General features: G+C 67.1%; 4 protein-coding genes. 1 reads left to right on the top strand and 3 read right to left on the bottom strand.

Features of this window, described 5'->3' with window-relative positions; all coding sequences use genetic code 11:
- Nucleotides 1-247: 247 nt before the first annotated feature.
- On the bottom strand, nt 248-340 hold the full coding sequence (locus OXK16_15360) for an AURKAIP1/COX24 domain-containing protein (protein ID MDE0377320.1): 93 nt from the start codon (nt 338-340) through the stop codon (nt 248-250).
- A 143-nt stretch (nt 341-483) separates the two neighbouring features.
- Nucleotides 484-12726 (bottom strand): fibronectin type III domain-containing protein, encoded by a 12243-nt coding sequence (locus OXK16_15355; protein MDE0377319.1) that lies wholly within the window; start codon nt 12724-12726, stop codon nt 484-486.
- Between the two features lie 440 nt (nt 12727-13166).
- Here OXK16_15355 and OXK16_15350 point away from each other — a divergent pair, with 440 nt between their 5' ends.
- Entirely contained in the window at nt 13167-13502 is a 336-nt protein-coding gene (locus OXK16_15350) for a hypothetical protein (GenBank protein ID MDE0377318.1), read from the top strand.
- Nucleotides 13503-14669: 1167 nt separating this feature from the next.
- Here the strand turns inward: OXK16_15350 and OXK16_15345 are convergent.
- Nucleotides 14670-15293 carry an NYN domain-containing protein gene (locus tag OXK16_15345; protein MDE0377317.1) on the bottom strand — a complete coding sequence of 208 codons (624 nt, stop codon included), beginning with the start codon at nt 15291-15293 and terminating at the stop codon, nt 14670-14672.
- Nucleotides 15294-15446: the final 153 nt, after the last annotated feature.

Here is a 15446-nt window from a genome sequence, read left to right as displayed (position 1 = left end):
CCTCCGGGCCGGCCGAATCGATCGATGAGAGCCTTCAGGCCGGTGTAGGTGCTTGGCGACAGGCAACGTATAGCGGGGGTGTGACACGTTCGGGCGCTTCCGCTCGTCCCCCTTCGGACGGACCGCGGTGTGCGCCGGGTACGGCCTTCAGCGGGCACGAACCGACTTGGGGATTCGGGGCGCTATGACACACCGACCGGCCGGGCGGGCAGCACGTCCTCGCCCCGCAAGTAACCCTGAGGCGGACCTACTGCTTCTTCTTGTGGCGGTTGGCCTTGATCCGCTTGCGATACTTGTGCTTGCTCATTTTCTTGCGGCGCTTCTTAACCAGCGAGCCCAATACACATCCTTGTTCCGATATAGGCCCCGATTGTTGTCGCTGGACGGGTTGGCCGCAAGCCGGAGCGACGCCATGGCTGCACCACTGTCATCTCAATAATGGCTGTGTGTAACACTTTGGAGTCAATAACTGACGGTTATTGCTTACGGGATGCCGGCAGCGCCGTCGGGTCTGGTCTCGTCGTCTTGTCTGGCCGCGTCGTACAGCCTGACCACCAGCGCGGCGATCTGGGCTCTGGTCACGGGCTGGTAGGGCGAGAAGGTCGTATCCGTCGTCCCGGCCGTGATGCCCAGGGCACGCAGACACGCGATGTGATCCCGGTGCACGTTGCCGGTGGCCACATCCTCGAACGGCATCCCCGGATCCGCAGGACACTCGCGGCCCGTGAGGCGCCATATCCTCACCAATAGCGACGCCATCTGCGCCCTGGTGACGACCTGATCCGGTGCGAAGGTAGCAGCCGTCGTTCCGGCCGTGACACCCACCGCATACAGGCAGGTCACGTCTGTGCGGGTCTGGCCGGCGGGCACGTCCTGGAAAGGCGTCCCGGCCGTTTCCGGACATGTCTGCCCGAGCGCGTGCCAGAGTCGTGTCAGCGGCGTGGCCACCTCTCCCCTGGTCACCTCTCGCTCGGGTTCGAACCTCGGGGCGGTGCTGCCGGCGTCCTCCCCGTCGGTGACCGGGTCGCCGACCGGGTCGGTGACCGGGTCAGTGACCGGTGTCACGATCCCCAGGCTCACGGCCCGCCGGACGGCCCCGGCCAGCACCGAGGTCGGGGACACGTCCTCGAGTTCGGGCACCTCATCGGGCGGGAGCGGCACGGGCACGGACGGCACGGTCGGCTCCGGATCCGGCGCCGCCGCGCCGCCGCCTCCTCCTCCTCCACCACCGATGAATCCTCCCCGGGAGCGGGCGCCGGTGGTGGCGGTGGCCTCGTCGGAGGCCGGTCCGGGTCCGTCGGCGTTGAGGGCGAAGACCCGGAACGTGTAGGTGGTGCTGTACTCGAGCCCCCGGTCGACATAGGAGGTGGCGTTGGCGGCGACGATGTCGGGCGCGTTCTCCCAGTCCCCGCCGTCGGGCCGGCGCTGGACCCGGTAGCCGGTGATGGGGCGGTCGGTCGCCTCGGGCTCGGGGATCTCCGGTGCGGTCCAGGTCAGACGGACCGAGTTGCCGCCCGCCCGGCGGGCCACCAGTTCGGTGGCGCCCGCCGACGGGGGCGTCGTGTCCTGGTCCAGGAGGCTGACGGTGACCCCGGCCACCGCGATCCCCGCCGAGGCGCCCAAGATGTCGATGGTCTCGTGGCCCTCGCGGTCGTCGTCGGCGATGGGCGTGATGTTGAAAGCCGTCGCCGTCGCAGTCGTCTCGCCTGCGTCGATCGTGATCGAGGGCAGCGTTGAGGCGGTGTAGTCGACGCCGTTGCCGGTGGCGGAGCCGGCCAGCCTCAGGGCTATCTCGGTGTCCTGCGAGCGGGCCACGTCGAGGGTGGCCGTGACCGTCACCCCCACCGCCGCGCCGGCGTCCTCGGCGATGCTGGCGCGGTTGGCGGTCAGCGTGATCCTGGAGGCGGTGTCGTCGTCGGTGATGGCGATGGTGGCCGGGGTCACGGTCAGGCTGCCCGACGCCGTACCGCCCACGGTGATGGTCTCGGCGTCGCCCTCGTCGATCTCGTCATCGTTCGGGGTGATGGTGATGGTGGTCTTGCCGCTGGTCTCGTCCGCCGCGATGGTGATCGAGGGCTGCCCCTGCTCGGCGACGGTGTAGTCGGCGTTGATGCTCGCGGTTCCCGACAGCAGGATCCCCACGGTGGTGTCGGACGTCCGGGTGCCGCCGTCCAGCGTGGCGGTGATCGTCACCGCAGTCGCGGTGCCGGTCCTCTCGGTCGTGGTGCCGGTCCTCTCGGCAATGCTGGGCCGGTTGACCGTCAGGGTCAGGCTGGTGGAGGGGCTGTCGTCGTCGGTGATGGTGATGGTGGCCGGGCTCACCGTGGCGAACCCCTCGGCAGCTCCCCCGAAGGTGATGGTCTCGTTGGCGGTGTCGTCGTCCTGGCGGGGCGTGATCCTGATCGTCTCGGTGCCCGACGTCCGGCCGGCGGGGATGGTGATCTCCGGCAGCGTGGTCGGGCTATGGCTGTAGTCGTCACCGGCCGCGGCCGACCCCGACAACGCCAGCGTCACCGTGGTGTCCACCACCCGGACCGTGTCGTCCCCCAGGGTGGCGGTGACCGTGACCGGCACGGCGCGCCTGTCCTTCTCGTTGACGCCCGCCGGGTCCACGCTCAGGCTGATGGTGTCCGACACGGTGTCGTTGTCGCTCACGGTGATCCGGTCCGTCGCCGGCGTGACCGAGATCCTCCGGGAAGAGCCCCTCACCCTGGCGGTGGTGGCGCCGCCCACCACGATGATCTCGGTGGCCTCCTCGTCGATGGTGTCGTCCACGGCGGTGACGACCACCTGGATCGAGTGCGAGAGCATGTCGGCGGGGATGACGATCTCCGTCGGCGACGGCGTCACCGTGTAGTCGGCGCCCCGTTCGGCGGTGCTCTCACCGTCGAAGGTGAGGGTCACCACCGTGTCGGTGTCGCGCACCGCGGCGTTCAGCGCGGCGGTCACCGTCACCCGCGCCGCCGCCGCGGTGTCGGCCTCGGCCACGGTGGCGGCCGCGTCCAGGGTCAGGGTCACCGTGTCGGAGGGCAGGTCGTCGTCCAGCAGGTTGATGACGGCCGGATTCACGGTGAATCCCGCCAAGCTGCCCGACACCTCGATGGTCTTGTTGCCCTCCCGGGTGGTGTTGTCGTCGGGGTTGATCTTGAAGGTGGCCGTGCCGCTGGGCTGCCCGTCGGGGATGGTGATGATGGCGGGCAGCGGCGTGTGGGTGTAGCGGGAGCCCTCGGCGGTGCCGCCCAGCGACGACCCGAGCGTCACCACCGTGGCGCCCTTGCGGGTCTTGTCCCCCGTCAGCGTGGCGGTGATGGTCACCTCCACGTCACCGTTGGCGTCGCCCACCGCGATCTCGTCGAGGCGGGCCGGGTCGGCCGACAGGTCGATGACCGTGGAGGCGGTGTCGTCGTCGGTGATGACGAAGGTGGCCGAGCCGACCGCGGTTATGGAGGTGTCGCCGCTGGTCTTGGACCCGACGAAGACGATGCTCTCGCCGGCGCCCTCGTCGATGTCGTCTCCCACCGGGGCGATGTCGAACGTCGCGGTGCCCTCGGTCTGGTCGGCGTCGATGGTGATCGACGGCAGCGTCAGAGCGGCGTAGTCGGTCGCAGGGGTCGCGGAACTGGCGCTCCCCAGCGACAGGCCCACCACGGTGGGGCCGGCCACCGCACCGTCGTTGACGCTCGCGGTGACCGTCACCTGCGTGGCGCCCGCCGACTCGGCCAGACTGGTCGGGCTCACCGACAGCTCGATGCTGGTGGAGGCGTTGTCGTTGTCGTTGATGGAGAAACTCGTCGAGGTCACGCTGAAGCCGGTCGCCGACCCGCTCACCGTGATGGTCTCGGTGCCCTCCACCAGCCGGTCCTCCTGCGGGTCGATGTTGATGGTGGCGGTCCGTGCGGCCGCGCCCGAGGGAATGGTGATCGTGGCCGTGGACGAGCCCGTGTAGTCCGTGTCCCGCTGGGCGCTGTCCCCGGACGCTCCGACCGTTACGGTCACCGTCGTCGCATCGCTGTTGATGGAGGTGATCCGGCTGGCCCTCACGGTCACCGAGGTGCTTCCCGCCCTCTCGCCCGCGGCGGAGGTGTTAGGCAGCGACAGGGTGATGACCGGCGCCTCGTCGTCCACCAGGGTGATGGTGGTCGAGTTCACCGTGAAGTTCGTCAGGCTGCCGCTGATGGTGATGGTCTGGTCGCCCTCGGAGATGGTGTTGTCGACGGGGTCGATCTTGAAGGTGAGGCTGGCGCTGGACTGTTCCGCCGGGATGGTGATGCTGGAGGGGAAGCTGGTGAGGTCGTAGTGGGAGCTGCTGCCGGTCTGGGTCAGGGCCACCGTGGTGGCGGAGGTGCGGGTGGCGGTGCCGGTCAGCGTGGCCGTCACGGTCACGGACACGTCGCCGTTGCTGTCCCCCGCGACGTTCTCGTCGATGCTGTTGGGGTTCACCGACAGGTTGATCTCCGTAGAGGCGGTGTCGTCATCGGTGATGGTCACCGTCGCCGTGCTCACCGCCACCACCAGCCCGCCCGCCGAGTTGCCGCCCGACGCGCCGAAGATGATCGTCTCGTCGTTCTCGTCGATGTTGTCGCCGGCCGGGTCGATGTTGAACGTCGCCTGGGCCTCGGTTCCGTTGGCGGGGATCGTGATGTCGGCGTTGTTGTCCGACAGCGCGGCCGGGGCCGTGTAGTCGGCCGAGACGGTGGTGCCCGTCAGGGCGAGCGTCACCGTGGTGTCGGCGGTCACCGCGCCGTCGTTCACCGCCGCCTTCACCGTCACCTGCGTCGAGCCGTCCGCCTCGTCCAGGGTCGTGGGGGTCACCGTCAGCGCGATGCCGGTGGACGTGTTGTCGTCGTCGGTGATGGTGATCGTGACCGGTGTCACCTCGAAGCCCGTCGCGGTGCCGCCGATCACGATGTTCTCGGTGCCCTCCACCAGCCGGTCCTGGCACGAGTTGATGCGCACGATCCGCTCGTTGTCGTCATCGTCGGCGGGGATCCGGATGGAGGAGGGCAGCTGGCCCGACCTCGCCTCGTAGTCGCCGGTGCATCCGGCCTCGTCGGGGTCGCCCGCCGTGGCGTTGGCGCTGTCGGCCTCCTCAACCGCCAGCTGCACCGTCACGCCGTGGGTGGTCAGGCCCGATTCGGCGCGGGTGGCGGTGATCACGAACCCGGCGTCGGTCTCGCCCTCGGCGAGGCTGGAAGCGGGCTTCGACGACTGTCCGGGGGTGCGGGCCACGCTGAGGGTGATCACCGGCAGGTCGTCGTCCACCAGGTCGATCGTCGCCGAGTTCACGTTGAACCCCGCCGCCGTGCCGCTCAGGGTGATGGTCTCGCCGCCGATCTCCTTCAGCGCGTCGTCCACAGGATCGATCTTGAACGTGGCGGTGCCGGTGGAGGAGCCGGCGGCGATGGTGACGCTCGCCGGGAAGCCGGTCAGGTCGTAGTCGGCGGCCACGGCGGTGCCGCCCCGGGACAGCGTCACCGTGGTGGCGGTGTCGTGGGTCTTGTTGCCCCGCAGGGTGGCGGTGACCGTCACCGAAACGTCGCCGTTGGAGTCGCCCTCCACATCCTCGGCGATGCTGGCCGGGTCCACCGACAGGTCGATGATGGTCGACGCGGTGTCGTCGTCGTCGATGGTCACCGTCGCCGTGCTCACCGCCACCGCCAGCCCGCCGGCCGAGGTGCCGTCGGAGTCTCCGATGACGATGGTCTCGCCGGTGCCCTCGTCGATGTCGTCGTCGACGGGGTCGATCTTGATCGTGGCCGAACCGCTGACCTGGCCGGCCGCGATGGTGATGTCCACCGTGGTATCCGTCAGGGCCGAGGACGCCGAGTAGTCGGTGGTCGATGTGGCGGTGGACGTACCCGACACCGACAGCGTCACTGTGGTGTTGGTCGCCGGCGCGCCGTCGTTGACCGCGGCGGTGACCGTCACCGACACGTCGCCGTTGGCGTCCCCGGGGGCGTTCTCGTCGATGCTGGTCGGGTTCACCGACAGCGAGATGCCGGTGGAGACGTTGTCGTTGTCGTTGATGGTGAACGTGGCCGAGTTCACGTTGAACCCCGTCGCCGACCCGCCGATCACGACGGTCTCGGAGCCCTCCACCAGCCGGTCGTCCACCGGGTCGATGCTGATGGTGGCGGTCCGCGACGCCACGCTGGCGGGGATGGTGATCGTGGCCGTGGACGAGCCCGTGTAGTCCGAGGTCCGGGTGGCGGTCGACCCGGTGGCGCCCACCGTCACCGACACCGACACCGCACTCGAGTTCACCGCGAGCACCCTGGTGGCGGTCACCGTCACCGAGGTGCTGGCCGCGTCCTCGCCCGCGCTGGACGTGTTCAGGCTGAGGGTGATCTCGGGCTTCTCGTCGTCCACCAGGTTCATGGTGGCCGCATTGACCGTGAAGTTGTCCAGGGTGTTGGTGCCGTGCTGGGCCAGGGTGATGGTCTTGCTGCCGTCGGAGACGCTGTTGTCGGTGGGGTTGATCTTGAGGCCGGTGGCCTCGCCCTTGGACTGCCCGGCGGGGATCGTCACCGACGTGGGAAGCCCCGACGACGTGTAGCGGGAACTGCCGGCGGTGCCGCCCAGCGACGTGGCCAGCTGCACGGTCGTGTCCGTGGTGCGGGTCGAGTTGCCCGCCAGGGTGGCCACCACCTTCACCGCCACATCGCCCTGGGCGTCGCCGGCGGCGTTCTCGTCGATGCTGTTGGGCTCGAAGCTCAGGTTGATCGTGTTCGGCGTGGGGTCGTCGTCGGTGATGGTGAGCGTGGCCGCCGGCACCGTGAGGCTGGTGATCTGATCGTCCATGGGGCACGGATCGGCGGCGGTCTTGCAGGCCGCCGTGGCGGTGAAGCTGATCGTCTCGCCGGTGCCCTCGTCGAGGGTGTCGGAGGTGGGCGTGATGTTGAGGGTGGCGGTGGCGCTGTTGGAGCCCGACGAGATGGTGACCGTCGGCAGGGGGGTGGCCAGCGCGGTGTAGTCGGTACCGCTGGTGGCCGTGCCGTTCGACGTCTCGGTCAGCCTCACCACCACGTCATGGGTCAACACGATGTCCTGGTCCTTGTTGCTGTCGGAGTTGGCCAGCTTGGCGGTAATCGTCGAGGTGGTGGCGCCGGCCGACTCGCCCACCGAACCGAAGCTCAGCGTCACCCGGTCGGGCGGGTCGTCGTCGTCGGTGATGGTGAACGTGGCCGAGTCCACGGTGAACCCCGACACCGAGCTGCCCAGCACCACGGTCTCCGAACCCTCCACCAGAAGGTCCTGGAGGGGGTCGATGTTGAAGAACCCCGAACCGGAGTTCACCCCGGCGGGGAGGACGATGGTGGAGCCCGAGGACCCGGTGTAGTCCTTGCCGGTGCCCCGCTCCGCGGTGGATGCCGCCTGGGCCGACACCGTGAGCTGCACCTGGTCCGAGTTGGCCGACGCCGGGCGGGTGGCCGTCACCCGCACCCGCTGGTTGCCCGCACTCTCGGCCGCGGTCGTTATGTCCAGCGTCAGCTCGATCACCGGCAGGTCGTTGTCCACCAGGTTGACGGTGGCCGAGTTCACGTTGAAGCCGGTGGCCGAACCGCTGACGATGATGGTCTCGATGCCTTCCGAGATGGTGTCGTCGACCGTCGCGATGTTGAAGGCGGCGGTCTCGGCGCTGGTGTTGGTATCCGAGATGGTGACCGTGGTCGGGAACGTGGCGGTGTAGTCGGTGCCGCCCCCCGTCGCGGTGCCGGCCACCGTAAGCGTCACCTCCGTGTCGGCGGAGACCGCTTGGGCGGCCGTCGCCTTGATCTTGATCGACTTGTCGGTGGTGACCGCCTCGCTGATGCTCGACACGGCGTTGCCCGAGCTGTCCACCACGGTCAGCGTGATAGCGGGCAGCTCGTCGTCGGTGATGGTCAAGGTGGCGTCGTTGACCGTGAACCCGGTCGCAGTGCCGCCCAGGGTGATGGCGCGGTTGCCGTCCGAGTTGGAGTTGTCGGTGGGGTTGATCGTCAGCCCCGTCGCCTCTCCCTTGGCCTGCCCGGCGGGGATGGTCACGCTCGACGGAAGCCCCGACGAGTTGTAGTTGCCGCTGGCGGTGACACCTCCCAGCGACGAGTCCAGGTTCACCCTGGTCGCCACCGTGCGGGTGGAGGTGCCCACCAGGGTGGCCACCACCTTGACCGCCACGTTCCCGACGGCGTTCTCCGCGACCGTGGCGGGGTCGAAGCTCAGGTTGATGGTGGTCGGGGGGTCGTCGTTGTCGGTGATGCTCACCGTGGCGGTGCTGGTGGTGCCCGCGGTCACCCCCGACGGCAGCGTGCCGAACGACAGGCCCACCGACTCGCCGTTGTCGTCGAGGGAATCGTCGACCGCGGTGAACGTGAAGCTCTTGGACGTGTCGTCGGCGCCGAACGTCAGACTCTCGGGGACGCCCGAGTAGTCGCCGGCCGACGCGTTGTTCCGGTTGGCAGCCGAGATCGGGATGACCACCTGCCGCTTGGGGGCCACGCTCAGATTGACGGTCACCGTGGCGGTGCTGCCCTCGGTGGCCGAATAGGTGGCCGACGAGAAGCTCACCGTCGGCGTCGGCAGAAGGGTGCCGCGCACCTCCATCTTCACCCGGGAGGTGTTCGTGCCCCAGCCGGAGGACTCAGAGGTCCGACTCAACCGTGTCCCCATGGCCCAGCCCGTCTGCCCCGTAGCATCTGCGTTGGTGAGCTGTACCGCCTTGCGGCTGTTCGGCGTGGCCGTGCTGCCCTCGTGGATCATCACATAATAGGTACTACCCCCGTCGAGGATGGTGCCCGCCGGAGGGGTGAAGGTGAGGACACCGATTCCGCTGAGAGGATCGGTCGTCGTCAGCGTGGCCACCAGCCCGTCGTCGGTCATGTCCGGCCGGTTGCTGCCGTTGTCTTTGCGGATCCTGACCGACACCGCGGAACGCGCGTTGCTGAACTCGACCTTGACCTCTGTCACCATGGCCGGCGCAGACCCCGCAGACCCAGCGGTGAAGGGCTGCGCCAAGAAGGCGTTGCTCAACCCGCCATTATTCGCGCCGGCGAGGCTGGTGATCAGCGCCACGTCCTCGGTGATCACCATGTTCGCGCCCACCCCCGTCAGGGTCACCCCCGACTGGGTGGTCGACGCAGAGGCGGTGAACGCGATCGTCTCGCCGTCATCGTCGACAGTGTCTGCCGTCGGGGTGATGGAGATGGTGGCAGTGCCGCTCAACTGGCCCGCCGAGATGGTCACCGTCGGCAGCGACGACTGGAGATTGGTGTAGTCGGTGCCCGCCGTGGCGGTGTCACTGGCGGCGTCGCGGCCCAGCGTCACCGTCACGTCCTCGGTCAGCACGATGTCCTGGGGCTTGGTACTGTCGGAGTTGGCCAGCGTGGCCGTCACCGTCGAGGTGGTGGCCCCCGACCCCTCGCTCACCGGCGAGAAGCTCAACACCACCTGGTTCGGCGCGTCGTCGTTGTCGTCGATCGCCAGTGACCCGTCAGTGAACGTGAAACCCGCCAACGTGCCGGTCATGATGATGTGCTCTTGGGGCTCGTGGACCTTATCGTCCACAATCGTCAACGTGATCTGGGATGAGGTTGCGGAGTTCTGGCCCGCGGGGATGGTGATCGACGTCGGCAGCGCCGGGTTGGTCGTGTAATCGATGCCCGACGTGGCGGTCGAGGTCGAGTAGTCCAGCGCGACTGTGGTGGCCGACGTGCGCGACTTGCCCGAGTCAAAATAGGCACGAGTGCGCAGTTGGGTTGGACTGTCCCCTTCGTCACGCGAGCCGACAGTGAAGTCAACGGAGATCGAGGTGCCCAGGGTGTCGTCGTCGTCGAGGGTGAGGTCCACCGAATCCACCCCGCCGGTGAGGTCCGACGCCGTGGTCGAGCCGGTGATAGTGATGGTCTCGCTGGTGCCCTCGTCGATGACGTCGTTGACCGGCCGGAACCGGAACGCCGTCGACCCCGACGGCTGATTGGCCGCGATGGTGATGGTGCCCGACGTGATCGTGTTGGTGCCGGAGCCCGCGGGCAGCACCTCATAGTCATTGGCCGCGCCGATCTTCGCGGTGCCGGTGTTCCCGAACGCCAGGCTCACCGTCGTCGCCGACGTGCGCGCCCTACCGTCCAAAGCGGCCGTGATGGTCACCTCCTGCGCCCCGTCCTCCTCGTCGATCGACGTCGGACTGACGCTCAACGTCACCTTGGTGGAGGGGACGGTCGATTCGGCGCCGAGGATCTCGATCTTGGCCTTGTTGGTGCCGGCAGTCCACGTGCCCGACTCGCTGGTGCGCTCCAGCCGTTGGCCCATGGTCCAGCCCGCGCTGCTGGTGGCGGCGGCAGCGGTGGTCTGCACGCTCTTGGCGGTGCCGGTGACGCCCTCGTGGAACGTGACCCAGTAGGTGGTGCTGGCGTCGAGCTTGACGGCAGCCGGGGCCGGGAAGGTGAGGTCGGTGCCGGCGGTGTCGTCGGGGTTCTCCAGGGTGGTCACCAGGCCGTTGGCGCTGAAGTCAGGGCAGCTCGTCAGGGTGCCCCCGCAGCCCGTGGATGTGCTCTTACGGATCCGCACCGACACGTTGGTCACAGCGTCGTTGAAGTTGACCCTCGCCTTGGTGACGATGGCGCGTTTGGTGCCGGTGGTGAAGCTCTGCGCCTGATACGACGCCGACGAACTGGCCACCGCCCCCGAGCGGTTCGTGATCAGCGACGCCTCCACCAGATCGTCGTCAAGGAGTTTGACGATGGAGGGTTGGACGTCGTAGCCGGTTGCGGTGCCGCTGACGACGATGGTCTCGGTGCCCTCGGAGAGGGTGTCGTCGACCGCGGCGATGTTGAACGTGCCGGTCGTCGTGAATGTTGATCCTGCGGGGATGGTGACGGTGGTCGGCACCGTTCCCGTCGTGGTGTAGTCGGTGCCGCCGCCGGTGGCGGTGCCGCCCACGCTCAGCGTCACCTGCGTGTTTGTGGAGACCGCGCCGTGGTCGAGTTTCGCAATCACGTTGACTGTTCTCGACGCTGTGTTCGCCTCAGTGAGGCTTTGGAGAACGAGGCTGTTCAATACATCATTGACCACCAGCGTGATGGTGGGTAGCTCGTCGTCGGTCAGCGTGATGGTGGTGCTCGCGACAGCAAGCGAGCCGCTGGTGCCCGACACGATGATGGTCTCGTCGCCCTCGCTGATCTCGTCGTTGTTGGGGGTGATGGTGAATGTCTGGGTTCCCGTGAGCGAGTTTGCGTTGATCCTCAGCGTTCCCGGAGTCGCGGTGTAGTCAGTGCCGCTGCCGGTGGCGGTGCCGCCCAAAGACAGGGTCACGTCGGTGTTGGTCGTCTTCGCTTCGGCCAGCGTGGCGGTGACGGTAACCGACTGGGCGCCGCCGTCCTCGGTCACCGAGGTCGGGCTCGCGCTCAGCTCGATATCGGCGGTGGCAGTGCCCTGAATCTCGAAGAGCAGTCGGATCGCTCCGCCGGCACTCCAGTTTCCTGTGCTGGTGAACCGCGCAATGCGAGTGCCCAGGGTCCAGTCCGCAAGCCCGGCAACGGTCGGCGACGTCTTTCTTTCGAGAGATTTCCGGCCCGACGCGACCCCTTCGTGAACGCTCAGCCAGTAGGTGGTGCCGGCGTCGAGGTTGGCGGTGGCCGTCGGGGTGAACGTGAAGTTGCCGGTTCCGCTGAGATCGTCCGTGGTGGTCAGGGTGGCCACCTCGCCGTCCATGCCGAAGTCCGGGCAATTGGTCACGAACCCGCAGTTGGTGGTCGAGTCCTTGCGGATCTTGACCGAGGCGCCCGTATTCGAGCCCGACATCCTGAGCAGGACCTTTGAGACAGTGGCGGGCAGAGCGCCTGTCGTAAAGGCCTGCGCATTGAAGATGCTCGACGACGTGGCGGTGCCCGTAGTGTCGGCGATGGTCGAGATCAGCACCGTGTCGGTTGACTGCTGGCCCCGGACTTCGTCGCCGTTGTCTTGGGCGGTGATGTCGTCGCTGTCGGTGAAGGCGTTGCGGGCTTGGTCGGCGAGCCAGGCGACGGTGAGGGGGTCGGAGACGGCGGTGTCGCCGTTGGGGTAGGTGACGGTGACGCGGTAGTCCCAGGCTTCGTCGCGGTTGCCGGCGTAGGAGAACTCTGGGGCGGTGCGCACGGTGAACCAGCCGCTGACGTTCATCTCCCAGGTGAAGGTGGGCACCAGCCCCGCGGGGGCGTTGGTGACCTGGGCGGTCATGGTGACCCGCTGGCCAGGCGTCGGGTCGGGCGGGTCGGCGACCACGGCCACGGCCAGACTTCCCGCCACCGGCTCGGTTTCAACCTCAGGTTCAGGCTCCGGTGTCGAATCCTGCTCAGGTTCTGGTGCAGCCTCGACCTCGAACCGCTTGGCCTGGGGCGGCCCGCAGCCCGCCTCGTTGCAGGCCTCCACCCGCACCACCCACTCGCCGAAGTCGTCCATGGCGATGGTCGCCTCCGAAGTCTGTGTCTCCAGTCCCTCGTTCAGCGTGTTGCCCGGACCGGCCAACCTCCAACGGATCCGGTAGCCGGTCGCCCCCTCCACATCTTCCCAGTCCAGCCCGACACTGAGGGAGTCCTCCTGGGTGGTGACGTGCAATCCGGCCGGCCGAGCCGGAACTTCAACTTGAGGTTGAGACTCTTCCGTCTGGGCACTGGTAAGCGGGGTCAGGCTCGCCGACGCCATCACGAACACGACCGCGAGCGCCCCCAGCCGGATCAGGCGTGAATTCGGTGCGGTCCGAGCCCCTACCACAGCAGGATCCCTCTACCGGGACGCCCGCGAAGTCCGGATGCGGTGGGACGCCGTGCCTCCCACCCCCCCCCCGGTCAAAGTCGCGGCGTCGCCGCGGCATATGCGTGCTCAGCCCGAGTCCCGCCACCCGCACACCGGATTGGACCGGCCGGCCCGAAGGTCTAGAGCCCCCCACCGAGCCCTGCGGGCGCCCCGCGGCAACGCGTAACCATGACCGCGCGTTCATTCCCATGGTGATTAAGTGTAGAGAACTACATGCTCGTCCGGCAACCGAGTGTTCTGATCTACACACCATCCGATGGGCACGTCAGGATTCAACGTGACATGAAGGAGCCCGGATCAGCCCGGCCGCGGGCACCAGGCAGGCCTGGTGATCGATGGTGTGCATACCCGGTCGCACACAGACTGAGGTGATGGAACCTGTTCAGCCGATCAGCACCGTGACCACACGTTGGAACGGGGCGAAACTGACCCGTGATCAGGCAAGAAGCCTGTTTCTTCACACCGCCATAGCGGGGGAATTGACGTCTCGCGAGTCCGAAGGCATCGAGATCGCCAGGCGGAACATCGCCCGGATGCGGTCGGTCAATCCGCACGCCGCACCCCTCCTGGACGAGTGGGAGAGGATTCTCCAGGGGTCGATCGATCAGATCGTGGACAGCATGCTCGATCCCGGCTTGCGGGGTCAGGACCTTCGACAGGTGACCCCCTTCGGCGGGATTCTCACCCCCACCCAACGTGCCGATGTCTACAGGTCCTTTCCAGGAACGGCATGAACCGCGAGGCGTTCGATCACGCCATCCGGTTCCGCTGGGGGAAGGTTGCATGGGCTCGGCAACGGAGCGATGCTGAGCGGCCTGGCTGCTGTGCTGCTCGTCGCGCCGATCTACTACGCCCAACGACCCCCTGACAATCAGGACGGGTCACTGAGTCCGCGAAGATTAACGATCCGATTCGTTCGTCACTATGGCATCATGTCCACTATCGTGCCTCGTAACAAGCACCGGCGGAAGGGAAGGCGACATCGACACTCGCCACCGGCACACCCGCGGGAACGCCCGACGTATGAAGCGCCGTCTTGAACAGGTTCGGGAGCCCCGGTCACCGCAGGACTTCGCCAGATCGATCTTCGTCGAAGCGGAGCGGAGGCGACCCCGACGTGTCACCTGATCAGCGGGCCGTGCCCTTCATAGTGGTTGTCACGAACCCGGGCTCTGACAACGAGGTGACAAAACGCATCGAGAGCCTGCCGGATCGGCACAGTCTGGCGGACAACATCTGGCTCGTTCGCTCTCCACTACTCGTGAAAGACCTGACCGATGAATTGGGGATGGGCGATACCCATCTCGGTACAGGGATCGTGTTCCGACTCATCGGGACGTATTGGGGACGTGCCAAACAGAACACATGGGACTGGCTGAGCCGTGCCGTCGGATAACCCGCCTGACGACTACTCATCGGGTGGGTTCGCAGGTGAAGTGCAGCGTCACTACACCACCCGGTCCGACGTCCATCACATCGCCGCCTTTGTCTAGCTCCCCGTAGAAGTAGCGGGCGATCCTGCCGGGCTTCGGACTGCAGACCGGTTCACGCAGTCAGGACGGCGTACACGAGCCGTCTGCCCTCCATGCCTGTTTCTCCATACCGCCACAGCACGGCAGGTGACCCCCTTCGGCGGGATTCTCACCCCCGCTCACCGTGCCGATGTCTACAGGTCCTTAGCAGGAACGGCATGAACACCTCGTGCGCCGTACCACCCATCACGGAGCAGCAGACAGGTGCCGATCGCTATGTGGGAACGATGCGGATCCGCGCCCCCGCCGCCTCGGACGGGTCGATGTCGAGACCGGCCGGAAACCGGCTGCGAAGTCCGATCCGTTCCAGGTAGGCCAGCCAACACGCGGCCGGATCGCCGCCGTCGACAAGGGAGGTCGCCGGGTCGCCTAGGAGTGGCGGACAACCTTGCGCGCGATAGCGTCTAGATCAAACGACCCCCAGCACGCCTTAGCTAACTCGTGGCCGTGGCCACGCCATGAAGCGTTAACAGTACGAAGACCGTGGTCGCGCAACGCTCGGACTGCAGGTACCAGGTCGGCGTCGCTCGACACGACTAGGACGACGTCCATGCTGCCCTGCCATCCGAGCAGCAGCATGTCGGTGACGATGGCTGCGTCCACGCCCTTCTCTACGCTCCTGACGAACGGTTCTGCACATCCGGGACAACTCTCGGTTTCCTCTTGGCATTGCCGGCAGAAGAGTGAAGCCGGCTGGCGGCGGCGCTCACGAATCTCCACGTGGTAGCTGGCCATACGCCGGACCGTATTGTCGAGCCAGCCCTTCAGAGGCCCTTCCTTCTCGTTGGACGGATCGACCGACGCGTACAATCGCGTCTCGGTCAGGGAGAGCCGAGTCATATCGCCACGGTTGTCCACCTGTTTCAGGACGCGGTCTGCTTCATGGACGAGAACCGTCGGCAGCTTTCTCCAGTCACACCTCGCTTGTATCCGACTATTCCAGTTGAGTTGAAAGTTCCAGAAGTCAATGAAGACACGGGTTCGTCCCTCCATCCGCGGTACCCCCTCCCGGAAAATGGCGGGGGGGGGGGGGCGGGGGGGGCCCCCCCCCCCCCCACAAAGCGGGGGGGGGAAAACCCCCCCCCCGGCGGGAGGTGGGGGTGTAAGAAAAAAACCCCCAAGAATATAGAAAAAAAAAAAAAAAAA

The organism is bacterium, assembly GCA_028821235.1.
In the GTDB taxonomy this organism is placed as follows: Bacteria; Actinomycetota; Acidimicrobiia; order Spongiisociales; family Spongiisociaceae; genus Spongiisocius.
This window is presented reverse-complemented; position numbering and strand designations above follow the sequence as displayed.

Excerpts from the sequence above, each read along its gene's own strand:
- OXK16_15345 (MDE0377317.1), bottom strand. The coding sequence starts at position 15,293 with ATGGAGGGACGAACCCGTGTCTTCATTGACTTCTGGAACTTTCAACTC.